Origin of the sequence: Bradyrhizobium sp. LA6.8 (genome assembly GCF_040547935.1) — a bacterium.
Taxonomy (GTDB): Bacteria; Pseudomonadota; Alphaproteobacteria; order Rhizobiales; family Xanthobacteraceae; genus Bradyrhizobium; species Bradyrhizobium barranii.
This window is the reverse complement of the sequence record NZ_JBEPQQ010000003.1, coordinates 622639-645538: the sequence shown is the minus strand read 5'-3', so window position 1 is coordinate 645538 and position 22900 is coordinate 622639. Positions and strand designations below refer to the sequence as shown.

The 22900-nt window shown below is 62.4% G+C and carries 20 protein-coding genes; 15 read left to right on the top strand and 5 right to left on the bottom strand.

Features of this window, described 5'->3' with window-relative positions:
- Positions 1-55: 55 nt before the first annotated feature.
- The 10 genes from ABIA90_RS16670 (at position 56) to ABIA90_RS16625 (ending at position 10815) form a co-directional block, all read left to right on the top strand.
- The gene (locus ABIA90_RS16670) at positions 56-2461 is read left to right on the top strand and encodes a TonB-dependent receptor family protein (protein ID WP_354118041.1); all 2406 of its coding nucleotides are present in this window, start codon (positions 56-58) and stop codon (positions 2459-2461) included.
- Between the two features lie 26 nt (positions 2462-2487).
- On the top strand, positions 2488-3699 hold the full coding sequence (locus ABIA90_RS16665; protein ID WP_354118042.1) for a sialidase family protein: 1212 nt from the start codon (positions 2488-2490) through the stop codon (positions 3697-3699).
- A complete protein-coding gene (locus ABIA90_RS16660; protein WP_354118043.1) occupies positions 3696-4193 on the top strand; it encodes a TlpA family protein disulfide reductase in 498 nt (165 codons plus the stop codon). The genes ABIA90_RS16665 and ABIA90_RS16660 overlap by 4 nt, the downstream gene beginning before the upstream one ends.
- A 28-nt stretch (positions 4194-4221) precedes the next feature.
- Positions 4222-4743 (top strand): copper chaperone PCu(A)C, encoded by a 522-nt coding sequence (locus ABIA90_RS16655; protein ID WP_063983006.1) that lies wholly within the window; start codon positions 4222-4224, stop codon positions 4741-4743.
- Entirely contained in the window at positions 4743-5177 is a 435-nt protein-coding gene (locus ABIA90_RS16650) for a hypothetical protein (protein ID WP_166096970.1), read from the top strand. Before ABIA90_RS16655 ends, ABIA90_RS16650 begins: the two co-directional genes overlap by 1 nt.
- A gap of 20 nt (positions 5178-5197) precedes the next feature.
- A complete protein-coding gene (locus tag ABIA90_RS16645) occupies positions 5198-5716 on the top strand; it encodes a YcnI family copper-binding membrane protein (protein ID WP_354118044.1) in 519 nt (172 codons plus the stop codon).
- Positions 5716-7278: a copper resistance CopC/CopD family protein gene (locus ABIA90_RS16640; protein WP_354118045.1), complete on the top strand. Its 1563-nt coding sequence runs from the start codon at positions 5716-5718 to the stop codon at positions 7276-7278. The genes ABIA90_RS16645 and ABIA90_RS16640 overlap by 1 nt, the downstream gene beginning before the upstream one ends.
- Before the next feature lie 151 nt (positions 7279-7429).
- The gene (proS, locus tag ABIA90_RS16635) at positions 7430-8749 is read left to right on the top strand and encodes a proline--tRNA ligase (protein ID WP_354118046.1); all 1320 of its coding nucleotides are present in this window, start codon (positions 7430-7432) and stop codon (positions 8747-8749) included.
- Positions 8750-8822: 73 nt separating this feature from the next.
- A complete protein-coding gene (locus ABIA90_RS16630; RefSeq protein WP_014494909.1) occupies positions 8823-10103 on the top strand; it encodes a lipoprotein-releasing ABC transporter permease subunit in 1281 nt (426 codons plus the stop codon).
- Between the two features lie 7 nt (positions 10104-10110).
- A complete protein-coding gene (locus tag ABIA90_RS16625) occupies positions 10111-10815 on the top strand; it encodes an ABC transporter ATP-binding protein (protein WP_028153958.1) in 705 nt (234 codons plus the stop codon).
- A 130-nt stretch (positions 10816-10945) separates the two neighbouring features.
- Here ABIA90_RS16625 and ABIA90_RS16620 read toward each other — a convergent pair whose 3' ends face one another.
- Complete coding sequence (locus tag ABIA90_RS16620) at positions 10946-12025, bottom strand: zinc-binding dehydrogenase (RefSeq protein WP_354118047.1); 1080 nt, start codon at positions 12023-12025, stop codon at positions 10946-10948.
- Between the two features lie 109 nt (positions 12026-12134).
- Here ABIA90_RS16620 and ABIA90_RS16615 point away from each other — a divergent pair, with 109 nt between their 5' ends.
- Positions 12135-12914, top strand: coding sequence for a helix-turn-helix transcriptional regulator (locus ABIA90_RS16615; protein WP_354118048.1), 780 nt, complete (start codon positions 12135-12137; stop codon positions 12912-12914).
- An 82-nt stretch (positions 12915-12996) separates the two neighbouring features.
- Here ABIA90_RS16615 and ABIA90_RS16610 read toward each other — a convergent pair whose 3' ends face one another.
- Together ABIA90_RS16610 and ABIA90_RS16605 are read right to left on the bottom strand one after the other, a co-directional pair.
- Positions 12997-13296, bottom strand: coding sequence for a hypothetical protein (locus ABIA90_RS16610; protein ID WP_354118049.1), 300 nt, complete (start codon positions 13294-13296; stop codon positions 12997-12999).
- Between the two features lie 206 nt (positions 13297-13502).
- Positions 13503-14936, bottom strand: a complete 1434-nt coding sequence (locus tag ABIA90_RS16605) for a DUF1254 domain-containing protein (protein WP_354118050.1) — start codon at positions 14934-14936, stop codon at positions 13503-13505.
- Between the two features lie 981 nt (positions 14937-15917).
- Here ABIA90_RS16605 and ABIA90_RS16600 point away from each other — a divergent pair.
- The 3 genes from ABIA90_RS16600 (at position 15918) to ABIA90_RS16590 (ending at position 18267) form a co-directional block, all read left to right on the top strand.
- Positions 15918-16583 carry a hypothetical protein gene (locus tag ABIA90_RS16600; protein WP_354118365.1) on the top strand — a complete coding sequence of 222 codons (666 nt, stop codon included), beginning with the start codon at positions 15918-15920 and terminating at the stop codon, positions 16581-16583.
- Between the two features lie 193 nt (positions 16584-16776).
- Entirely contained in the window at positions 16777-17238 is a 462-nt protein-coding gene (locus ABIA90_RS16595; RefSeq protein WP_247305030.1) for a YybH family protein, read from the top strand.
- 435 nt (positions 17239-17673) lie between these two features.
- Positions 17674-18267, top strand: a complete 594-nt coding sequence (locus ABIA90_RS16590) for a DUF6647 family protein (RefSeq protein ID WP_354118051.1) — start codon at positions 17674-17676, stop codon at positions 18265-18267.
- Positions 18268-18594: 327 nt separating this feature from the next.
- On the opposite strand, the gene ABIA90_RS16585 is transcribed toward ABIA90_RS16590, so the two are convergent.
- Positions 18595-19596, bottom strand: a complete 1002-nt coding sequence (locus tag ABIA90_RS16585; RefSeq protein ID WP_354118052.1) for a Bug family tripartite tricarboxylate transporter substrate binding protein — start codon at positions 19594-19596, stop codon at positions 18595-18597.
- Between the two features lie 286 nt (positions 19597-19882).
- On the opposite strand from ABIA90_RS16585, the gene ABIA90_RS16580 reads away from it, so the two are divergent.
- Positions 19883-21496: a winged helix-turn-helix domain-containing protein gene (locus ABIA90_RS16580; RefSeq protein ID WP_354118053.1), complete on the top strand. Its 1614-nt coding sequence runs from the start codon at positions 19883-19885 to the stop codon at positions 21494-21496.
- 51 nt (positions 21497-21547) lie between these two features.
- Here ABIA90_RS16580 and ABIA90_RS16575 read toward each other — a convergent pair whose 3' ends face one another.
- Positions 21548-22819, bottom strand: coding sequence for a hypothetical protein (locus tag ABIA90_RS16575; RefSeq protein ID WP_354118054.1), 1272 nt, complete (start codon positions 22817-22819; stop codon positions 21548-21550).
- Between the last annotated feature and the right edge of the window lie 81 nt (positions 22820-22900).

The window sequence follows — 22900 nt, the reverse complement described above, 5'->3', positions numbered from 1 at the left end:
CTGGCGATCGATGCTGTCGAAGGGCCGGAGAGAAAGCCGGCGTCAGGAATGCCCCATGTTACGTTGTCATGCCCGCCGTGGCGTGAGCGTCGTCGCGGTCCAGGCCGCGCTGCTTGCGTCGTCGAGCGGAGTCTTTGCCCAAAGCACGAACACGGAGCTGCCGGCGGTGACCGTTGAGGCGCCGCAGACTGCCCGTGCCAAACCAGTCACCCGGCCTTCGCAACCGCGATCCGCTTCGGCCGGCCGCGCAGCGAGGCCCGTTACGCCGAGTGCGAGCGTCGGCGCGTCGACCCCAAACCGGGCCGTGACGGCCAGCGCGGCGCGAGACGGTCTCAATCAGGCGCCAACCGGCCAGACCGAGACGACCATCTATCGCAGCCAGTTCGACAACCGGCCGGCGGTTACCGTGGCCGACGTGCTGCGCGAGAGCCCCGGCATATCGGTGAAGCAGGGCAACGGACCCCGCGATATCGGTATCTCGATCCGCGGCTCCAACGCCCGCAACGGCTTCGGCATCCGCAATCTCGTGATCTTCGACGACGGCTTCCCGGTCACGCAACCGGACGGGCTGTCCCGCAGTGACCTGATCGATCCGCGCGCCTATGCGGCGATCGACGTCATTCGCGGCCCTTCGTCGGCGCTCTACGGGAACTACGCGACCGGCGGCGCGCTCAATTTCCGGACACGGCCCGGCGGCACGATCGACGGCGTCGAATATGGCGTCGACGGCGGCAGCTACGGCTATCTCAACAATTATCTCGCGGCCGGCAAAAAGGTCGGGAACTTCGAGGGCTCGCTGTTCGCAAGCGACACGCGAGGCGACGGCTATATCGGCAATAGCTGGTTCAATACGCAGACCGTCAACTTCCTCGGCACGCTCAAGGCGACGCCGGACGATCGTTTCACGGTCAAGATCATCAACAACGATCTCAGCACGCGGCTGCCGATCCGGCAGTCGCTGAACCAGTACTATCAAAACCCATTCCAGCAGGGCTGTGCGACCGGCGTCTCGGCCGCCGCCGGATGCGGCACGGTCACACTGTTCAACAACGGCTTCAATGCAACCGCTGGAACCGACAAGGAGACGGCCGTGCAGGCCGGGCTTGGCCGCAACGACCGCCGCACCATCGTCGGCGGCCGCTGGGAGCACGATTTCGACAACACCACGACCTGGCGCAACCAGTTCGTGTTCGACGACAGGAACATCAATCAGCCGACCGGCACGACCAGCGCGATCGGAGATTTTCCCTCGTACAATTTCATGAGCGACGTCACCAAGCGGGGCGAGATTCTCGGCCTGGAATCGACCACGTTCTTCGGTGCCTTCTACAACACCCTGACGGCCTCGAGCGACACGCGGAACGTCATGCCGGGGGGCAATGCCACACTCGGCAGTCTGTCGAGCAATCTTTATAGCCAGACGACCAATTACGGCGTTCGCGCGCGGGAAGAGCTCAAGCTGACGACATCCTTGACGGCTGTCGCAGGCATCGGCTGGGAAACTACCGTTCTCAAGGGGATCAACACTGCGTATGCGTACGCTGGCCCCACTGGCATTACCACGACGACGCTGACGACCGCGGACAGGCAATTCCAGAACACTGCGCCTGAACTGGCGTTGCTCTATACGGTGAACAACGAGTGGGTGCTCAGGGGGCGGGTTGCTACGGGGTACGGCACTCCGCAGGTTTCGAACCTGTTTGTCCTGCCGAGTGGGCTGTCGGGCAACAATACCCAGCTCCAGGCTCAGAAAAATCTGGGCTACGACCTCGGTTTCGACTGGACACCGAACAACACGCTCAAAGTAAGCGCGACGGGCTTCTACGAGTTCTTTCGCGACGAACTTGTATCGCAGGCAACACCTGTCAATTCACCTAACCAGAGCTACACGTTCAATGCGCCGCGCTCGGAGCATCGCGGCATCGAGCTTGCGGCCGATTGGAAGTTCTATCCGGGCTGGCGGTTCATGGCGGCCTACACCTACCTCGACGAGGTCTACACGGAGTATGTCGAGAACATCACCAATGGTGCGGTCTTCAGCTTCAACCGGGCCGGCAACAAGATCCCCGGCATCTCGCCCAACGAGCTGACAGCCCGGGTCGGCTACGACGAGTTTGCCGGGCCACTGGCAGGTCTCGGTGGCTTCGTGGAAGTCCAGTGGAAGGACTCCTTCTACATGGACAATGCAAACCTGCTGAAAGCGCCGGGTTATGAGCTGGTCAATTTGAACGTCCACTACAAGACCGATCTGGTGTCCGACACTTTCAGATCTCTGAACCTGTTCCTCGAAGTCAGGAACGTTTTCGACCGTACCTACGTCGCATCGGCAAACAACATCGCCAATACAGTGACGGCGGCCGGCCTTCAAAATCCTGCGAGCGTGCTCGCAAATACGACGGGATCGATCTACGCGGGCTCGCCGCGCCTGTTCGTTGCGGGTATGAAGGTGGCATTCAGATGATCCGGGCTCTCGAAGGGAATAGGGCCATGGTCCGAAGTGGCTTGCTTGGGATAGTCGCTCTTGCATTCCTGCAAGGGGCGGCGCTCGCGCAGATGCACGGTCAACATGCCTCGGAAGCGTCGTGCGAGGAGCCGACGCTGCGCTGTGCAACCAAGGTGACGCCCGCATTCGGACCGGACGGAACGCTGTGGCTAGCCTGGATGGCAGGCGGGCAGGTGTCGGTTGCGAGTTCATCGGATGCGGGGCGCAGCTTCTCGGCGCCCACCCAGGTCACGGCCAAGCGGCTGAACCTTGATTGGGGGCCGGACGCCCGGCCGAAGATCGTGGTCGACCGCAAGGGCGGCATCGCGCTCGCATTCTCGATCTTCAGGGATGAGGCCTTCAACGGCCAGGTGCTCTACTCGCGATCCAGCGATGGCGGGAAGAGCTTTGCGGAGCTGAAGCCCATCACCGCCAACAATGAGAGCCAGCGTTTTGAGGCGCTGGCGCTCGATCAGGATGGAACGGTCTTTGCGGCATGGCTGGATAAGCGCAATCGTGTTCCCGCGAAGGAGGCAGGACGGAAGTACGAGGGAGCAGGGCTGTTCTTTGCCTCGTCTCGCGATGGCGGCGCCACCTACGCGGAGGCGAAGCTTGCGCGTGACAACACTTGCGAATGCTGCCGGTTGGGGCTGACATTCGCGGCGCCCGGGCGGCCGGCCGTGATCTTCAGAAATATCTTCGAGGGCGGCGTGCGCGATCACGCGGTCATGACCTTCGCCGACGTCTCGACGCCGGGTGAGATCCATCGGGTCAGTAATGACGACTGGCAGATCAACGCCTGCCCGCATCACGGACCGAGCCTCACCGTTGCGCCGAACGGGACCTATCACGTCGCCTGGTACACGAGCGGCAAGGCGCGCAAGGGACTGTTCTACGCCCACTCGCGCGACGAAGGCCGCACCTTCTCTGCGCCCATGGCGCTGGGGCAGCCGGGCCGCAATCCGACGCGTCCTTACGTGCTCGCAAGTGCTGTGGGAACGGTGATGGTCTGGAAGGAGTTCGACGGCGAGAAGACCTCGGTCCAGATGATGATTTCCCGCGACGATGGCGAGAGCTGGTCGCCGCCGAAGACGATATCGAGTACGACCGACACATCCGATCATCCTTTGCTCGTTTCCAATGGCCGACAGGTCTATTTGTCATGGATGACGAAAGCGGATGGTTATCGGCTCACAGCAATCGAGGACCAGCCATGAGACGTCGATTTGCAGGCATTCTGGGTCTGGGTATCCTGGTCGCGTCAGCGGCTACGCTGGGAGCAGCGCCGGCCCTGAAACCGTTCGAGCGCGGCACCTGGCAAGGCGTCCTTAGGGGTCATGCGGGCCGCCCGACGCTCGTGCATTTCTGGGGCGTGACCTGCGGGCCCTGCAAGGTCGAGCTGCCGTTGCTCGGGCAGTTTGCGAAGGACCATCCCGGGATCGACGTGGTCACGATCAGCGCCGATCTCGTGCCGAATCTGCCGGCGGCAACGCAGTCGATGCTTGACAAGGCGGGGCTGTCGTCGACCGAGAACTTCATCTTCAACGACGGTTTTGTCGAGCGTTTGAGGTTCGAGATCGACCCCGCCTGGCAGGGCGACATTCCCCGGACCATGCTCATCTCCCGGGACGGGACAATCACGACGATCGAAGGCTCGGCCGAGATGGCCGATCTCGAAAAATGGTCGGGCCAACAGCTCGCCACACACTGAAATTCAATCTGCAAACGGGAATACCGATATGAAGACCATGTTGAAAGATGTGCTGCTCGCAGCGTTCGCTCTCGCGCTCTGCGCAGCACCAGCGGCAGCCGAGGACGTCAAGGCCGGCGATCTCGTCATCTCGCAGGCCTGGAGCCGGGCGACGCCGGGCGGCGCCAAGGTCGCCGGCGGCTATCTCACCATCGAGAACAAGGGAACAACGGCGGACAGGCTGGTCAGCGTTTCCGCCGACATCGCGGGGAAGACCGAGGTCCATGAGATGGCGATGGACAACGGCGTGATGAAGATGCGTCCGCTCGACAAGGGGCTCGTGATCGATGCCGGCAAGACGGTGAAGCTCGCGCCCGGCGGCAATCATCTGATGCTCCAGGAGCTGAAGGGTCCGTTCAAGCAGGGTGACAAGGTACCGGTGACGCTGGAGTTCGAGAAGGCCGGCAAGGTCGCCGTCTCCCTCGACGTCCAGGGCGTCGGTGCGCAGGCGCCCGGCGACGGCGGGCACATGATGAAGAAAATGCCGGATCATTCGGGAATGAAGATGTGATGAAACAGATCAAGTCTCCGATGACCTCGCCTCGAAATTTCGCGGGCCTTGCGCTCGCGATGGCTGCCTTGCTGTCGGTTGCCGCGACACCGCTTGCGGCGGCGACGGACGACGACAGTTTCTTCACCCACCTGCACACCGAGAAGGCGATGGCCAATGTCACGATCTCGCCGGGCCGCGCCGGGCCGGTCGAGATCGCCATCCAACTCGAAACCACGGACGAGACGCCGCTCACGGCCAAAGCCGTGTCGGTGACGCTCGTTGACACGCAGTCCGGCAGGAAGCTCGCGCCGGTCGAGGCCTCGCGCGACGGCGAGGACAGCTGGCACGTGAAGGTCGCGCAATTGACGCCCGGACGCTGGATGCTGGGTCTCGGAATTTCGATCTCCGAGGCCGATCATGTCAGTGTGGAATCGCCGATCCTGATCAAGTGACGATGTCGAAGGGACCAAACATGTCGAAGAGATCCTGCCTGTTCCTGATCGCCGCGCTGGCCGCGTCGCCTGCTGCGGCGCATATCACGCTCGAGACCAAGCAGGCCACGGTTGCTTCCTATTACAAGGCCGTCTTCGCCGTGCCGCACGGCTGCGCGGGTTCGCCTACCGTGAAGATCAGGGTGCAGATTCCGGAAGGTGTGATCGCGGTGAAGCCGATGCCAAAGGCGGGCTGGAGCGTCGATGTCGTCGAAGGCAAGTACGCCAATGAATACGACTATCACGGCAACAAGCTTTCCTCCGGCGTCAGGGAGGTCGCCTGGTCCGGCGGCAAGCTGCCGGATCACAACTACGACGAGTTCGTCATCAGCAGCTTCCTGACCAACAGCCTGAAGCCGAACACGACGCTGTATTTCCCTGTCGTCCAGGAGTGCGAGACCGGCGTCAGCCGCTGGATCGAGATCCCGGCGGACGGGGAAGGGCATTCGCATGAGGGCAAATCGCCGGCACCGGGCGTGAAGCTCCTGCCAAAGCCCTGATGCGCCTGCTCGCCGCGCTCGCAACACTCTTCTGTGTTGTCGGATTCACGACCGGCGCGTCTGCACATGCGGCGCTCGTCGCAGTCGAGCCCGCAAGCGGCAGCATGCTTGCGAGCGCGCCGAAGGCGGTGGAGCTGCGCTTCAACGAGGCGGTAACGCCGGGCGCAATCCAATTGATCGACGGCGCCGGCAGGGCGAGGAACGATGCGCGCGTCAGCGCGTCTGGCGAAACGATCTCGGTCGCGATGCCGCCAGACCTGCCGCAGGGCACTGCGGTCGTCAGCTATCGCGTGATCTCGCAGGACGGCCATCCCGTCGCGGGATCGGTGATCTTCTCGATCGGCATGCCGACGGGGACGCAACCTCCCGCCAATGCCGATCGCGGGTTGAACGTGCTGATCTGGCTGGCGCGGGTTGGTCTTTATCTCGGGCTGTTCGTCGGTGTCGGAGGCGTGTTCTTTGCGCGCTGGGTTGCGTGGTCGACGACGGGCATGACCGCGCCGCGCGTCGCGCTCGCCATCGGCATTCCGAGCGCCGCTGTCTCTCTCGGGGTGTTGGGCCTCGATCTTCTCGGGCTGCCGCCAGCGGCTCTCGCGACGGCCGCCCCCTGGAGGGTCGCGTTCGCGACCAGTGCTGGCCCCGCGCTGCTGGTTGCGATTGCTGCGATGCTGTTCGCGTTGATGGCGCTGCGCAGCGCATGGTACGCGCGCGCTCTTGCGATCATCGCGCTCGTCGGCGTCGGTCTGTCGCTTGCCATGACCGGGCACGCTGCAACGGCCCCGCCGGAGGCGTTGACGCGGCCGGCGATCTTTCTCCACGGCCTCGGCGTCACCATCTGGATCGGTGCTCTCGCGCCGCTGGTCGCGCTGGTATCGGAGCCGACGACTGCGACGCTCCCCGTCGTGAACCGCTTTTCCCGCATCGCTGCGCTGGCGGTCGGCGTGCTGGCCTTGACCGGCCTCGCACTCGCGATCGTTCAGCTCGAAAAGCCGGTCGCGCTGGTCGAGACCCGCTACGGACTCATCCTCTCGATCAAGCTTGCATTGGTCACGGGATTGCTGGCGCTCGCCGCGCTCAATCGGTTCAGGCTGACACCGGCTCTGGCCCGGGACGGGAATGGGACGCCCGCGCTCAAGCGCTCGATCCTGCTGGAAGGCGCGATCGCACTCGCCATCCTTGCCGTCGTCGCCGGCTGGCGCTTCACCCCGCCACCGCGGACGATCATTCCCGAGACGCCTTTGGCGATCCACATCCACAGCGACAAGGCGATGTTCCAGGTTCTGGTGTCTCCTGGGAAACCCGGCGTCGACGATTTCGTGCTCCAGCTCATGACCGGCGAGGCCACGCCGCTGATCGCGAAGGAGGTGACGCTGACCCTGAGCCTGCCGGAGCGCGGCATCGAGCCGATGGAGCGGGGCGCATCGCTTGGGCCGGACGGCTACTGGCACGTGCGCAAGGTCGAGCTTCCCTTCGCGGGCCGCTGGCATGTGCGGATCGACGCGCTGGTGACCGATTTCGAGAAAGTCACGCTGGAGGACGAACTCGATGTGGGGCTGCCTTAAAGCGCGCCGGTGCAGTTCACGCTGAACCTGAAGGCAACGGAAAAATGACAGGAATTCCGCCGCCTTAGCGGCTTTTCCTCATTCCCGGTCTTGTGTTTTCGCTCCCAATCCGCTTTCACTGCAGGCGATCACTGATTCCCAGAGTATTGCCATGCGGTTGTCGCGATTCTTTCTGCCCATCCTGAAGGAAAATCCGAAAGAGGCCGAGATCGTCTCGCATCGGCTGATGCTGCGCGCCGGCATGATCCGGCAGGAGGCCGCCGGCATCTATGCCTGGCTGCCGCTCGGCTTCCGCGTGCTGAAGAAGATCGAGCAGATCGTGCGCGAGGAGCAGGACCGCTCCGGCGCACTGGAACTCTTGATGCCGACGCTCCAGCTCGCGGACCTCTGGCGCGAGAGCGGCCGTTACGACGCCTACGGCCCGGAAATGCTGCGCATCGCCGATCGCCACAAGCGTGAGCTGCTGTACGGGCCGACCAACGAGGAAATGATCACCGAGATCTTCCGCGCCTACGTCAAGTCCTACAAGAACCTGCCGCTGAATCTCTATCATATCCAATGGAAATTCCGCGACGAGCAGCGTCCGCGTTTCGGCGTGATGCGCGGCCGCGAGTTCCTGATGAAGGACGCCTATTCCTTCGACCTCGACGAGGCCGCAGCGCGCGTCGCCTACAACAAGATGTTCGTCGCCTATCTGCGCACCTTCGCGCGGATGGGGCTGAAGGCGATCCCGATGCGCGCCGAGACCGGCCCGATCGGCGGCGATCTCAGCCACGAGTTCATCGTACTTGCGGAGACCGGTGAATCCGGCGTTTTCATCAATCGCGACGTGCTGGACCTGCCGGTGCCGGGCGAGGACGTCGACTATGACAGCGACCTGACGCCGATCATCAAGCAATGGACCTCGGTCTATGCGGCGACGGAAGACGTCCACGACGCCGCGCGCTTCGAACAGGAAGTGCCTGCGGACAAGCGGGTGAACACCCGCGGCATCGAGGTCGGGCAGATCTTCTATTTCGGCACGAAGTATTCCGACGCGATGAAGGCACTGGTTGCGGGCCCCGACGGTGTCGATGTGCCGATCCATGGCGGCTCCTACGGCGTCGGCGTCTCGCGCCTGCTGGGCGCCATCATCGAGGCCTGCCATGACGATGCCGGCATCAAATGGCCGGAGGCGGTGGCCCCGTTCCGCGCGTCGATTCTCAACCTCAAGCAGGGCGATGCCGCGGTCGATGCGGCGTGCGAGAAGCTCTATGCCGAGCTCACCGCCAAGGGCGTCGACGTGCTCTACGACGACACCGACCAGCGCGCCGGCGCCAAATTCGCCGCCGCCGACCTGATCGGCATCCCCTGGCAGATCATGATCGGGCCGAAGGGCCTCGCCGAGGGCAAGGTCGAGATCAAGAAGCGCAGTGACGGCTCGCGCGAGACGATGTCGCCTGCGGACGCGGTCGCCCGGCTGGTCGGCTGAATATTGTTCATCGCGCGATATCGCGGCCGCCAATCCGGCCACAATTGACCCCGAATCATGGGATTATCGAGCGATGGATGAGACCATGACCGAGACCAAGCAAACCGCGCCTTTTGCGCCATTCGAGTGGATGCTGTCGGCGCGCTATCTGCGGGCGCGCCGCAAGGAGGGATTCATCTCGGTCATCGCCGGGTTCTCCTTCCTCGGCATCATGCTCGGCGTGGCGACGCTGATCATCGTCATGGCGGTGATGAACGGCTTCCGCAAAGAGCTGCTCGACAAGATTTTGGGCCTCAACGGCCACATCCTGGTGCAGCCGCTGGAATCGCCGCTGACCGACTGGAAGGACGTCGCCGACCGCCTCAGCCAGGTCCAGGGCATCCGGCTCGCAGCGCCCGTGGTCGACGGCCAGGCGCTGGCGTCCTCGCCGTGGAACGCCTCGGGCGTCCTGGTGCGCGGCATCCGCTCCGATGACCTCAACAACCTCACCTCGATCGCCAAGAACATCAAGCAGGGCTCGCTCGAGGGCTTTGACGACGGGCAGGGGGTCGCGATCGGCCGCCGCCTCGCCGACCAGCTGTCGTTGCATGCCGGCGACAGCGTGACGCTGGTGGCGCCGAAGGGCGCGGTCACCCCGATGGGCACGACGCCGCGCATCAAGCCCTACAAGATCGTGGCGGTGTTCGAGATCGGCATGTCCGAATACGATCTCGGCTTCGTGTTCATGCCACTGGCTGAAGCTCAGGCCTATTTCAACCGCAGCAACGACGTCACCTCGATCGAGGTGTTCACCACCAACCCCGACAAGATCGACGCCTTCCGCAAGGCGGTGACGGAGGCCGCGGGCCGTCCGGTGTTCCTGGTCGACTGGCGGCAGCGCAACTCGACCTTCTTCAACGCGCTCCAGGTCGAGCGCAACGTGATGTTCCTGATCCTGACCATGATCGTGCTGGTCGCCGCACTCAACATCGTCTCCGGCCTGATCATGCTGGTGAAGGACAAGGGCAGCGACATCGCGATCCTGCGCACGATGGGAGCCTCGCAAGGCTCGATCATGCGCGTCTTCCTGATCACGGGCGCCTCGATCGGCGTGGTCGGGACTCTGGTCGGCTTTTTCGTCGGCCTCGTGATCTGCCTCAACATCGAGTCCATCAGGCAATTCCTGTCCTGGCTGACCAGCACCGAGCTGTTCTCGCCGGAGCTCTACTTCCTGTCGAAACTGCCCGCCGAGATCGACGTCGGCGAGACCACGGCGGTCGTCATCATGGCGCTGACGCTGTCGTTCCTTGCGACGCTGTACCCGTCGTGGCGCGCCGCGCGCCTCGATCCCGTCGAAGCGCTGCGGTACGAGTGAGGGGCTGATGGAGAGCCAGCAGGGGGCGGAAGATGTACCGGTCATTTATCTCCACGAGATAAAGCGGCAGTACTTGCAGGGCGAGGTGCCGCTGACGATCCTCGACAACGCCAAGCTCGCGCTGTGGGCCGGGCAATCGGTGGCGCTGGTCGCGCCGTCGGGCTCGGGCAAATCGACGTTGCTGCACATCGCAGGGCTGCTTGAAGCCCCCGATTCCGGCGAGGTCTACGTCAACGGCGCGCCGACCTCGCAGCTGCCCGACATCGAGCGTACCCAGCTCCGCCGCACCGATATCGGCTTCGTCTACCAGTCGCACCGGCTGCTGCCGGAGTTCTCGGCGCTCGAGAACGTGATGATGCCGCAGATGATCCGCGGCCTGAAGAAGTCGGAGAGCGTCAAGCGCGCCAAGGAGATCCTTGGCTATCTCGGCCTCGGCGACCGCATCACCCATCGGCCCGCGGAATTGTCGGGCGGCGAGCAACAGCGCGTCGCGATCGCGCGCGCGGTCGCCAACGCGCCGCGGGTGCTGTTTGCGGACGAGCCGACCGGCAACCTCGATCCGCACACGGCCGATCACGTCTTCCAGGCCCTGATGCAGCTGGTCAAGGCGACCAAGGTCTCCATGCTGATCGCGACCCACAACATGGAGCTCGCCGGCCGCATGGACCGGCGCGTGTCGCTGTCGAACGGCCAGGTCGTTGAGCTCGAATAATAAAAACTGCGAAAACAACCCCATGCACAGTAGCCGGCCTTGGCCGGCTACGATCGGGGTGACGCCTTCCAGCCATTTGACATGTCGGGCCTTTCGGCTGCGACGGCGCATCGCCGCAGCGGCGGGGCCGTTATGGCCTGATCACCGTCAATCTGAACGGCCCGCCATTCGCTGCGGCGTGTTCCACCGCCTCGTTGACGTGGTCGAGGTCGAACGCCGTCGCCTCGTATTCGTCCAGCCGCAACAATCCCGCGCGCACCAGCGCGATCAGGCGGCTCGCTGCATCCGGCGGATACATCCAGACGCCGTGGATGCTGATGCAGTTGCGCATGATCCAGGGGTAGGGCAGATCGAGGCCTGCGCCGCCCGCCATGCCGACGCCGCCCATCAGCACGACGCGGCCGTAAGCGCGCACCGTCATGATCGCCGCGCGTACGACGGTCGTGCTGACCGAGGGCGGCATGATGTCGAACACGCAGTCGATCGGCCCCGGTGCGGCGCGCTTCATGCTTTCGCAGTCGTCGCTCTCGTTGCCGGTGAGTTTCACCGGCTTCACCCGATCGCCGAAGCGGCGGACGAGGTCGACCAAAATCCTGTCGTTGCGACCGGGCGCGACCACGCAGGCCGCGCCCATCGCGAGCGCGACCGAGACGGCCGCGCTGCCGAAATTGCCGGTGGCGCCGCTCACCAGCACGGTCTCGCCGGGTTGAAGGTTGGCGGCGAGAAAGCCGCCATAGGGCACCAGCGCCGTCCCCAGCGCACACCATTGCGAGGCTTGGTCGGACGTGATCGCGCCAAGCCGCTTCACATTCTCGGTCGGCACGCGCATCCGCTCGGCATAGGAGCCGTGGCGAAAATGCCGTTGCAGGCGCATACCGCCGGGGCCGGCGGCCGTGAGCCCTTGCAGGGCGATATCGGGCGCCACGATGTCATCCCGCGAACGCACCGTCGGGTCGCAGAATACCCAGTCGCCAACGGCGAGCTTGGTCGCGTCCGGGCCGATCGTGCGCACCCGGCCGATGCCGCCGGGACCCGGGATGATCGGCAGGTCGAGCGCGTAGTTTCGCTCGCCGCTGAAAACCTCGTTCATGTAGGACAGGACGCGGGTGGCGACGACGTCGACGATGACCTCGCCGGTGCCGAGCACCGGCTCCGGCACATTCTCGATCACCAGCGGCGATCCGAAGGATTTGAGTACGGCAGCTTTCATGATGTTCACCTCAAAGTCGGGTGAAAAGGCATATGCGCCGCCTTGGAAAGGTCAGGAAGGCCTGGTATTATCCTAGTATTACGAAGGCCCTCCATCGGAGCGTAACATCATGGCCGACCCGCGCCGCATCGAATTCGGCGACTTCCTGCGGTCCCGCCGCGAAAAGCTGACGCCGAAGACGGTCGGTCTTCTCGCGGGCAGCCGCCGGCGCACCGCGGGCCTGCGCCGCGAGGAGGTCGCCCAGCTCGCCGGCATCGGTGTTGACTGGTACATCCGCCTCGAGCAGGGCCGCACCGTCAGCCCGTCGGTCACCACAGTCGATGCGCTCGCCCGTGCGCTGCGGCTGAGCAAGACCGAGCATGCGCATCTCAAGGCGCTGGCGCGCGACGGCGACAAGCGGGCGTTCACGCGCGAGATCGTGCCGCCGCCGATCCTGCGGCTGATCGAGAGCCTGCCGCATCCGGCCTATATCACCGGGCGGCGCTGGGACGTGCTGGCCTGGAACGAAGCCGCCGAGCAGGTTTTTGCGTTCGGCCGGTTGCCGGAGGAGGATCGCAACACGATGCTCCTAATGATGACCAACAAGCAGACGCGCAAGGCTTACGGCATGGGCTGGGCGGAGGTCGCCAAGCGCATGGTCGCGATGTTTCGCGCCACCCACGACGTCTGGGCCGGGGATCCCGCGTTCGCGGAGTTGCTGACGCGGCTGCGACAGGGCAGCCCGGAATTCGTCAAATGGTGGGAAGCCCACGAGATCCGCAGCACCGCCTCGGGCCTCAAGACGATGTCTCATCCAACTCTGGGCGTGCTGCATTTCGAGCACACGAGTTTTCAGGCCAACGACGATCCCGCGCTGAAGCTCGTGATCTATACGCCGGTCGGGGCGTAGAACGCCGTCACCAGATCGGGAAGGCCACCGGCATATGTCCGGCGGCCTCCGCGCTTATTGTGGTTTGCGGGGCGCGCCCCGACTAGAGATCGATGCTGACGGCGATGTTGCGGCCCTGTAGTTCGGCAATCTTCATTCCATCAGCCTGCAGCTGCGCGAACTCCGCGTCCTTTGATACGGCCTCCTGCACCTTGCCGTAGACTTCCCAATTGGAGTAGCGCGTCGTAACCAGCAACTCTCCTGCCCAGTGACCGGTGTGGAAACGGGAGAGCCGAAGAAACTCGGCACCGTGTTTTTCAAAGATTTTCTTCGCCTGCCGGATGATCTGGACCGTTTCCTCGACCTTGTCGGTTTTGAAGCGAGTAAATTGAACGATCGGCATGGGCTACCTCCATAGCTGTGTAAACTGTCCAAGAGGCATGTATCGAGCGACGTTTGAGGAGCGAACCTCCCGTTCGATCTCGATGAAGGTTCGTCTTCGGCGGCGTGATCCTGGTTCAGGCTTCGCGAGCGGAATCAACTCTGCCCCTTCTCGGGCGCTTTAAATGCGCCGCGCGTGCCTTGCCCAGCCGGGCTCCCTTGGCATTGTCATTGCTGCCGGCCAACGGTTTCACTATCGACCCGCTTGATGGCGGGTGGATTCCACACGCCGGTCAATGCCTCCGACTTTGGCGCATAAAGACGCATGGTGAGGTTGAACGGGCTTTTGGGCGCGGGCAGCCAGTTGGCTTCGCGATCGCCGCCCGGATTGTCATTCTGGACGTAGAGCGTGAGCGATCCGTCGGCGTCGCGCTTGAACGGCATCCAGCTGCTCACCGCAAAGCGATTGAGTGGATTGGCAACCTGGAAGCCTTCATCGTCATACAGGGTGATTGACCAGAATGCCTCGACCGGCGGCACCGCGTCCTTGGCAAAGCGGACGATGTATTTGTTTGCGCCGTCGAGCGGCTTGCCGTTTTCATCGCCAACACTGTTCGGGTAGATCGCGTCCTCCGGCAGATTAGCGCCGAGTCCGAGCTGCGCGACGATCGCGCGCTTCAAGTAGTAGTTCCCGTAAACGCCCATCGTGTCCGTGTTCATGGACCAGTGATTTGCGACGCGCGCCAGCGTTGGGATTTTCCATGCCATCAGTTTTTGCGCCTGAGCCGGCGCATCCTCGATAGCTTTCCGTACCGTGGCATCGGCTTTGGTCATATCGAAGTTCTTGCCCGGTTCGAGACCTATCCGCGCCATGCGCGCGATGATCGGCTCATCTGTGATGTGTGGCGGGTGGACTTTGGATAGCTCCGCCGCATAGGCAAAAAACTTATCGCCTGCCATCGTGTCGACTTGCAGCTTCGGCGGCGTCTTGACGTCAACGTTGGGATCGATGGTCTGTGTCACTGCGACCGGGGGCTTACCCCACCCAGATAGCGGTGTGATCTTGTACCCCTTCTGCACCTCGTGAACCGGAGCATAGTCGGCAGGACCATCGGTCTTGGTGCGGCCGATGATCCAGACATAAGGCGTCGGCGCGTCGATACGTGCGAAGCCCGCCGGCACGTTTCCGTTCCAGCCCGGCGGCACGACCAGGAAATTCGCTGCCTTGGTGCCTGTCGTACGCCATCCCGGCGACGCGAACACATCGGTCCACATGTCGAGCATCGGCAGCAGGTAGTAGCGGCCACCGGTATCGGGAACCGAAACGACCATGGGTTCGCGGGTCAGGTCGAGCCAGGCGCTCGAATACAGCGTGTCGAAATTGGGCCGCACCACCGCCTTCATGTCCGCGGTCGGGTAGGCCTGGATATTGTCGAACGTGTTCGGAGGACCGCCTATTGCCGCAGTTTTGGGATCGGAATTGATGAGCTGCTTGCGCGTCAGGTCCATCGTCACGAGCGGATAGAAGTAAACATAGGCCTCCGCAGCGATCGCTTGTGCCTCTTCCGCAGAAATCGATTGAGCGGCGCTCGGGGTCGATGTCGACACGATGAGACTCAAACCCGACAGGATCGCAGCAAGCGACAACAGATGCTTTTGCATAAGGGTTCTCCAGAAATTCGCTGCATTGGCCGAGTGGGGCGATGTAGTGCCGCCACTGCGGGTGTTTTCCTATTCCCTCCAACTCAGGCAAAGGAGGATGAGCCAGCTAAGCGGCGAAGCGCCGCGTTCTGGTTGATCTAGATCAAGGGACGTCCGCCGACGGGTCACGAGCGGCGTTGCTCTGACGGATCGCTGCGCTCCGCTTGGCCCTCAAAAGCTGACGCCAGGCGATCGTGAGCCGACGCCCGAGACCGGCGTTTAGATGACGAGCTTCAGCGCCGGATCGTCATTGGATTGCAACCTCGTGTGCTCGAAATGGAGCAGCCCTTCATCCGATGATTCATCGTCTTGAGGTCGGACGCTGACGATGTGAGCCCATCTGCCGAGAATAGCTCGATGAATACTCCGGCGTCTGCGCGCGGCCGATTGTGATAGGCACAGGGATCGTCACGTTGCCCGGTGAAATACGGAGTGGCGATGCGGGCGAGGGCGCGGCCGACGGACGCGCGACGGCGCGATCGGGCGATTGTCGCCGATGAGCTTGCGGCGAACAGTCGCGGCTTGTGACCTATGACAAACGTCTGCGGCCTCAGAGTGGTGTTCGCGGCGAAGCGCGATCGAGTGATCGCAATGCACGCTGGTGGGCGGAGTTGCTGATTGTACCGAGGGACTCGTGGTGCTACGTTTGAGCACGTCATTCCGTTTCGGTTTGATGCGGCGGGCGATCGGGCTTACGGACCGCCGCCCGTTCATTTGAAGTTGGAATAGTTGAGCCAATCGTGTCCCGCCTCCGGCCCCCCTTTTGAGTGCGGTCGGACGATGTTTTTCATTGGCCTCCGTTCTTCCCATTGACTCGGAGGCGGGCTTTTTTCAGTTGAACTTTGCAGCAATTCGATCTTCGACATGTGCATTCTGACAAGCCACGCGGATCGTGCCGCACCACATCACCATCTGAACGCGAGGTGGGGCAGCCATTGCTTGATGGTTGCATTGCTCTGTGCCGCTTCCTTGTTTCAGTTCGCGCCCAGGGCGTGGGGACAATGCTCGGCGCGCGACGTGTTACAGAATCAACTGAAACTCGGCAAAGTTCGTGCAGTTGATTTGCCGCAAAAACTCATCGGGTCCGCCCGCGACGTTCCGACTTGGAAGACGATTGCGGTCGGCACTTTTGGCAACTCCTTCGCGTTGCGCAATGCATTGGATGCCGTGGGTTGCAATATCGGCGGGTTGGCCGCGGAAGTTCTCGCTCGACCGGCATTTACCGTCAGTTCTAACAAGATGGACGTGGAGCTTTTGGCGGTATCCGCGGTCCAGCTCGGCTTCAAAACCGATAGCGTGCCTCTGGCCGTCATTTACGCGCGGGCCCGACAACTCGGCTTTGAACTTGCTGCAGCGGAGGTCGGTCCGCAATTGCGCCTTCAATATCTTGATCAGCCCATGGGCGAATTCCTCATCGTGGGAATGCAGCCGATCAAGACGTGGAGCGGAGAGCCCGTGGTTCTCAACGTGGCAAATGGCGGAGCCGGATTGATCCTGATTGGCCAGGACGGCCGAGATGACGCTGAAATACCGGCGACCTCCCGTTTTCTTTTCGTGCGGCCGCCTGACCTTAGCGGCGGAATCGCGGCCGCTCTGCTGCCACCATGAAGACGAACAACCAAGTTTCGAGCAGCGCTGACTGCGGAGAAAGTTCCTTGCGTCAGATCAAGGGAGACTTCCTGTCCATGGAGAACAACGAGGCTACCGGCTCAAATGCAGCGGCGTCGGGAGTTCACGGGGATGGAGGCAGGCCTCGTCTCAAGTTTCGTCTGGAGCGGCGTCAACAGTAGGGAGTGACATCATGCGCGGATTCGGAGCTGTATGTATCTCGCTGTTACTATCGGCAATTCCTGCGACTGCGTCAGATCAAAATCTCAAGGAAGAACTTGGAAAGATAGGTTCAGCATACGAGCAGTACTTCAGCAACAAGGACGCTGCCGGGATTACTTCGCTTTACACCAAGAACTATATGCGTGTGACGGAAGACGGCGTCGTGGACAATGCCAGATACTATGAGAACGCTTTCAAGGCGGGAGTTAGTCGCCTCGAGGTCAAGACGACCGAGGTTCAGTCATTGTCAGAAAGCATGGCTCTGGTCACCGGCGAATCTCGCGTTACCGGCAACAGCGAGACGGGCGCTCCCATAGACTTCACCGTTGTTTGGACCGCTCTCGATGTTCGTGAGGACGGGCAATGGAAGATTCGCATGCTGACGTCGGTCCCCAAACCGCCGCCGCCCCAGCCGCAGCAGGCCGCAAAGTAACTCAAGGCATAGCCTTCTCTGCCCGCAATCGTTCTCTGCACCACCTCAAAGGAAGTCAACGATGGCCATTTTGCACGCAAACCTCGCGTTGCTTTCAGTCGCGTCAGTGCTGGCAACGACGAGTGTCCAGCGCGCACGGCCTCGATTGCTGTAGTTCGGGATGCCGAAGGCAGCAACGTCTTCTGAACGGTTTGCCCCGGCGCTCACGTCCGCTACCACGCACTAGCGACGTGGTTTCTGTCGTCTGCTGAACGGCCGGCCGGTATCCCGGAGGCACGCCGCTCGCCAGCATGTTCGGTGACCGGCGGCGTTGTGAGTTCTCTGGGTGTGAATGGGTTCACAACGACGTGGCCAGGTAAATGCTATGTTCCAGCCATTCTACTGCCGACTGATGTTTTGAAGAGTGTTTTTCGAACAGCCTCTGAGGAGAGGGTCATGTTCAAGCAATTCCTCTTGGTCGCGGCGATAGCCTCCCTAACGTTAGCCACATCCTCTAAAGCCGATTGCGAATATGCTTTGGAGCGCGGCGCGTCCGCCGAGTCGCGTTCGGTTTCGTTGCATCCTGATGCAGCTCAACTTGCGGAAGCCCTGTTGGATGACATTGTGACTTGGCTCTCATCGAATTTCGACCTGCCTGCCATCAAGCAGCGTCCCGTCATTGAATTTGCGTCGAAGATGGAGCTTGCGAGGTTGCGTGCAAGGGACCGTACTTCTTCGCAAGGCTTCATGGAAAGCGATGGGCAACTGGCTCAGCGCGAGGTCGTTGCACTTTACGACAACGAGACGAGAACGATCCTGCTTCCTGATGATTGGGGCGGCACTTCGCCGACCGACCAATCGGTCCTGGTACACGAAATGGTCCATCACCTTCAGAATGTTGGAAGGCTCAAATTTGTTTGCCCACAGGCGCGAGAGAAGTTGGCCTACCTGGCTCAGGATAAATGGCTGGAGCGGTTCGGACTTAGCTTGGAGAACGAGTTCGACGTCGACATGTTCACGGTGCTGATTACTTCAGCATGCATGTATTGAGTGTGACCGGTCGATCCCAGTCGCTGTCGAACGATTGCCTTTCCAAAGGAGCGCAGAGCCAAGATCATCTCGTACGTACCAACAAGATCTTCAGCGGATTTGATTGATGGCCAGACTCGTGGCGGTCCTCGCAATTGCATTGGCAATCCTGGCGATGGCTCCGGGGCAGCAGAATCAGTTTGTACCGCTGCCAACAGGACCAATGCCAGCGGTGCTTGTTCCCTGAGTTCTCCTAAGGTGACGGGTTCATCCATTCAGCCGGTGGCGCACAGGTCCGCTCGTGGCCAGCGGCGATCTGCAAGGCGGACGGGCGCCGGCATCCGCACGCTATTCAGGCGTCAGCCCCAATGCCTTCACGGCAGCCAACAAAGGAGGCGTTTCGCTGTCGTACAGCTTTCTGAACGCGACATGTCCTTGAGCGGACTCATCGATGCCGTACGAGTCGAGCAGCTTCTGTATCTTGTTGGTCTTGCCGGCTTCTACCATCAGGCCGGAAACACGCTCCACGATGTCCTGCGGCATGCCGATGGGACCGGCAAGAAAGACGTAACCGGTCATAGCAAAGAGCTCGGACTCGGCACCCTGCTCGAAGAATGTGGGAACGTCGGGAAGCTTTCTGCTCCGCGTCCTCGTCTGCACGGCGATTGCCCTCCCAACTCCGGATTCCAGCGCGTTGACGGCATTGGCGTAACTCCCCATCGCCGCCTGGAGCACGCCGGCCGCGAGGTCCTGCCACATCGGCGCTTCGCCGCGGTAGTGCACGGCTTTCATCTGCAGCCCGTACTGCTTGTTGAGCTCTGCAACGACGATATGAGGGTAGGAGCCTGCGCCGAAGGTCCCGACGTTCGTCACGTTCCTGCGGGCGTATTCGACGAACTCCTTTAAATTGGTGGCGTTGGTCGCCTTATAGGCGACCAATGGCAGATATCCTGCCGACATGCTGGAAATGAGCGCGAAGTCCCTGTCGGCGTCGTATGGCAAAGTCTTAAATAGCACCCGGCTTTGCACCAGAGTTGCGGTGATGGCGAGGAGTAACGTGTAACCGTCCGGTGGCGATTGCTTCACGGCTGCTGCAGCGATCGAACCGCTGGCACCCGCCTTATTCTCAACTATCACCGGCTGGCCGAGCTTCTGGGAGAGGTATTCGCCGTAGACGCGCGCGAGGGTGTCCGCAAGTCCGCCGGCGGGATAGGCGCAAACAATCTTGATCGGCCGGGAGGGCCAGGTCTGCGTCCACCCGCTATCATGATACGACAAAGCGATGGTGGCTGCGCCGGTTGCGATGAAGGCGCGGCGCGTGATCTTCAATGCCATCACGGTCTCCATCATGTTTGTATTCCGAGGACGCGCGTCGTGGCGTTGCTGCCAGTCCTTCAAGCGGACGGCCCTACGTTGAATCCTGAGCCGCTGCTCGGGGCACTGCTGCGCGGTACGGCAAGCCGTTGGTCGTGCTCATGGATTGCTTCCTGAGCAAATTGTGCCGTCCTGAGGATGGTAGCAGGCCATGGGCGGGCGCTCTTGACATTCTGCTTACATTCTCTTCACCGCCGGCTTATTCTTGCGCTGCAACCGGCGCGAGAGACCGACGGGGGAAGCCACCCAGGGAATTGCCAGCTTGCGGTATCTCTTCGACGAGTACGCATTCGACACCGACCTTCGCGAGCTTTACCGCGGGGCGCATGTGGTCTCCGTTGCGCCACAGGTGTTCGATCTGCTCGATTACCTGATCCGCAACAGGGAACGGGTCGTAAGCAAGGACGACCTCATCAAGACCGTCTGGAACGGCCGTGTCGTGTCCGATGCAGCATTGACAACGCGGCTGAACGTCGCTCGGAGTGTGATTGGCGATTCCGGCGAAAAACAGCGTCTCATCAAAACTCTGCAACGCAAAGGCTTCCGTTTCGTTGGAACGGTGCAGGAAGTGCAGAGGCCCGCAGACGCGGCGCCCACAGCCGATTCCGGTGAACAGTTTCAGGGTACCGCTGATCCAGATCGGTCCGATGCCGCGACAGTTGCGATGTCGATTCCTGCGCCACGCCTTTCCATCGTCGTACTGCCGTTCGCGAACTTCGGAGGCGATCCCGAGCAGGACTATTTCGTTGATGGCGTGACCGACAGCCTGACCACGGACCTTTCGCGCATCAGTGGCTCATTCGTGATCGCGCGTAACACCGCTTTCACCTTCAAGGGCAAAGCCGTCGATGTAAAGCAAGTCGGACGCGAGTTGAACGTCCGCTATGTGCTCGAAGGTTCTGTGCAGCGAGGCGGCAATCGGCTTCGGGTGAATGTTCAGCTGATCGATGCCGAAACCGGCAATCACCTATGGGCCGAGAGGTTCGAGAAACCCGTCGCCGACCTGTTCGACATGCAGGACGAGATCGTATCGCGCCTGGCAAACACGCTAAATGCCCAGCTCATTCAGGTTGAAGCGCGGCGGGCGGAACGTTCAACCCATCCCGATGCAATGGACCTGTACTTCCAGGGCTGGGCTTACGAGAACAATGGGACGACCGCGCAATACACGACGCAAGCGCAGGCCTTTTTCGACCGCGCCCTGGCACTCGATCCCGACAATATCGAGGCGCTGGTCGGCTCGGCGCGGGTTGAAGCGGCGACTGGGGCCAATCTTGTCACCGACGACTGGAAAGCGCACTTTGCGGCGGCCGAGGCAGCCTCAACCAGGGCTCTGTCCCTTGCGCCAAACCATGCCCGGGCTCATAGCGTCCTGGGCTTCGTCCAATCATTTACCAACCCGGCCCGAGCCATCGCTGAATGCGAGCGGGCGCTGGCACTGGATCACAATTTGGCCGACGCTCATGCCTTCATCGGTCTCGCCAAGTTTTTTCTCGGTCGCAGTGAGGAGACCGAGGCCCATATCCACGAGGCGCTTCGCCTCTCTCCTCGCGATACCTACGCCTACCGGTGGTTCATGTTTGTCGGTCTCGCCAAATTGTTTCTCGGCGCTGACGTGGAAGCGGTTGCCTGGCTGCGCCGGAGCATCGAGGCCAACCGAAATCATCCCCTCCCGCACTACTATCTCGCCGCTGCGCTGTCGCTGCTCGGCTCACCGGACGAGGCGCGGGCCGCCGCACAGGCCGGCCTTGTGCTCAATCCGACCTTCACTCTCCGCCGCTACCGGGCCCGCGTGACGAGCGACCATCCGGCTTATCTCGCCGGGCGCGAGCGTGTGTATGAGGGCATGCGCATGGCCGGGGTGCCGGAGGGATGAACGGCAGGAGGTTGCCGGTGCGCGCCCAACAAGGACCGGGCGCTCCTGCACTTACGGCGACGGCACGGCCGAGGGCGGCGCGGTGACGTTCGGCAGCGGAATTGCTGGCCCAGGGCTCGCTGGCCAGGGACCGTTCGGCTTGGCCGCGACCGACGAGCACGCCGCCGCAAGCTGAGCCCGCATTGACGCCAGGCCAGTCAGGTCGATGTCGAATTTCGCGACATCCACCTTTTCGTCCGGCATCGGCGTGGTCCGCCGGACATGGAGGGAGCGGGACGCCATGATCGCCTTGACCATGTCAGGGTCGATGCTGCCGCTCCACATCTCGTACTTCGCGGCTCGCACCGGAAAACCTCCGGCCTCCTGGTCCTTGTCGGCGTCCGCCGTCATCATGATCGTACTTTTGCCGACGCTCGCCTCGTCGATCTCGCCCGCGAACAGCAGCGGCACGCGATCCCTGGTTTCGCAAAACATGCGCCATTCCATCGTCCCGAACGAAGAGCCGCTCTCCTTCTTCATCACCGCGATCTTGCTGATGAACGGCCGCGTTGCCTTCTCTAGCCTCCACATTCCCTCGGCAAACGGTCGCGTGTCGATTCCGAAACGATAGAGCTCGGCTCGCGTCAGCATATGCAGGCTTTCGAACTTCACGGTCCGGATGAGACCGTCGAGCTCGCGGCTGATCCCCATCGCCGCGATGAACGCAGCGCGGTCGCGGTCGGCGTTCGCGATCCGGCGCTGCCTGTATTCCGCGACCGCCTGCGGCGCCGGTTGCCCGTGAAAGACGAGGACCAGCCTGGAGTTATGGACTGCCAGGGCGGCGTCGGGAGCGACCTCGCGTGATGTCGCGCCGAGAAACAGGTAACCGCAGGCCGAGTTGCACATCGCATGGTAGGTCGTGAGCTCCGCCTCGACCTCGCCGCCGGCGGCCTTGGTCTTCAGGCATGCGGCGTCCACCTGTGTGCCGGCGGCGCACGCCGTCGCGATCGTCCGACCGACCCGCGCGACCGCCTTGCGACTACGCAGCAGCCGGCCGATGACGTAGGACTGCTCCACGTTCCCGCCGGGCGAATGAAGGTAGATCGGACGCTGGGTGTCCTTGACGCCGGCCAGGAAGCGGCGAATGCGCTGGCTTGCGTCCCCATCGATCTCGCCCTCGATGGCGATCCAGCGGTCGCAGCCCGGCCCGCACGCGTCCGGTGCCCCCTTGGCAAGATAGATCGTCAGCCTGCGCGCAAATCCGGGATTTTCGGCAGGCGTTTCCTCGGCGTGCAGCGCGCATGGAAGCAGCACGGCCGCGAGAAACAAAATACGGGCAAGCATGTAACGACTGGGCCACGCGCGGTGAAGATAGACGCCGACGTTACATGATGATCGGCGCGCTTACAACTTTCGGTGGCATGC

Bases quoted from the DNA above. Each gene is read 5' to 3' on its own strand.
- proS (WP_354118046.1), top strand. From the start codon at position 7,430: ATGCGGTTGTCGCGATTCTTTCTGCCCATCCTGAAGGAAAATCCGAAA.
- ABIA90_RS16610 (WP_354118049.1), bottom strand. From the start codon at position 13,296: ATGCCGATCGTTCAATTTACTCGCTTCAAAACCGACAAGGTCGAGGAA.
- ABIA90_RS16665 (WP_354118042.1), top strand. From the start codon at position 2,488: ATGGTCCGAAGTGGCTTGCTTGGGATAGTCGCTCTTGCATTCCTGCAA.
- ABIA90_RS16625 (WP_028153958.1), top strand. From the start codon at position 10,111: ATGGAGAGCCAGCAGGGGGCGGAAGATGTACCGGTCATTTATCTCCAC.
- ABIA90_RS16660 (WP_354118043.1), top strand. From the start codon at position 3,696: ATGAGACGTCGATTTGCAGGCATTCTGGGTCTGGGTATCCTGGTCGCG.
- ABIA90_RS16670 (WP_354118041.1), top strand. From the start codon at position 56: ATGTTACGTTGTCATGCCCGCCGTGGCGTGAGCGTCGTCGCGGTCCAG.
- ABIA90_RS16620 (WP_354118047.1), bottom strand. From the start codon at position 12,025: ATGAAAGCTGCCGTACTCAAATCCTTCGGATCGCCGCTGGTGATCGAG.
- ABIA90_RS16605 (WP_354118050.1), bottom strand. From the start codon at position 14,936: ATGCAAAAGCATCTGTTGTCGCTTGCTGCGATCCTGTCGGGTTTGAGT.
- ABIA90_RS16600 (WP_354118365.1), top strand. From the start codon at position 15,918: ATGGTTGCATTGCTCTGTGCCGCTTCCTTGTTTCAGTTCGCGCCCAGG.
- ABIA90_RS16650 (WP_166096970.1), top strand. From the start codon at position 4,743: ATGAAACAGATCAAGTCTCCGATGACCTCGCCTCGAAATTTCGCGGGC.
- ABIA90_RS16630 (WP_014494909.1), top strand. From the start codon at position 8,823: ATGGATGAGACCATGACCGAGACCAAGCAAACCGCGCCTTTTGCGCCA.
- ABIA90_RS16585 (WP_354118052.1), bottom strand. From the start codon at position 19,596: ATGATGGAGACCGTGATGGCATTGAAGATCACGCGCCGCGCCTTCATC.
- ABIA90_RS16615 (WP_354118048.1), top strand. From the start codon at position 12,135: ATGGCCGACCCGCGCCGCATCGAATTCGGCGACTTCCTGCGGTCCCGC.
- ABIA90_RS16655 (WP_063983006.1), top strand. From the start codon at position 4,222: ATGAAGACCATGTTGAAAGATGTGCTGCTCGCAGCGTTCGCTCTCGCG.
- ABIA90_RS16575 (WP_354118054.1), bottom strand. From the start codon at position 22,819: ATGCTTGCCCGTATTTTGTTTCTCGCGGCCGTGCTGCTTCCATGCGCG.
- ABIA90_RS16595 (WP_247305030.1), top strand. From the start codon at position 16,777: ATGCGCGGATTCGGAGCTGTATGTATCTCGCTGTTACTATCGGCAATT.
- ABIA90_RS16645 (WP_354118044.1), top strand. From the start codon at position 5,198: ATGTCGAAGAGATCCTGCCTGTTCCTGATCGCCGCGCTGGCCGCGTCG.
- ABIA90_RS16590 (WP_354118051.1), top strand. From the start codon at position 17,674: ATGTTCAAGCAATTCCTCTTGGTCGCGGCGATAGCCTCCCTAACGTTA.
- ABIA90_RS16640 (WP_354118045.1), top strand. From the start codon at position 5,716: ATGCGCCTGCTCGCCGCGCTCGCAACACTCTTCTGTGTTGTCGGATTC.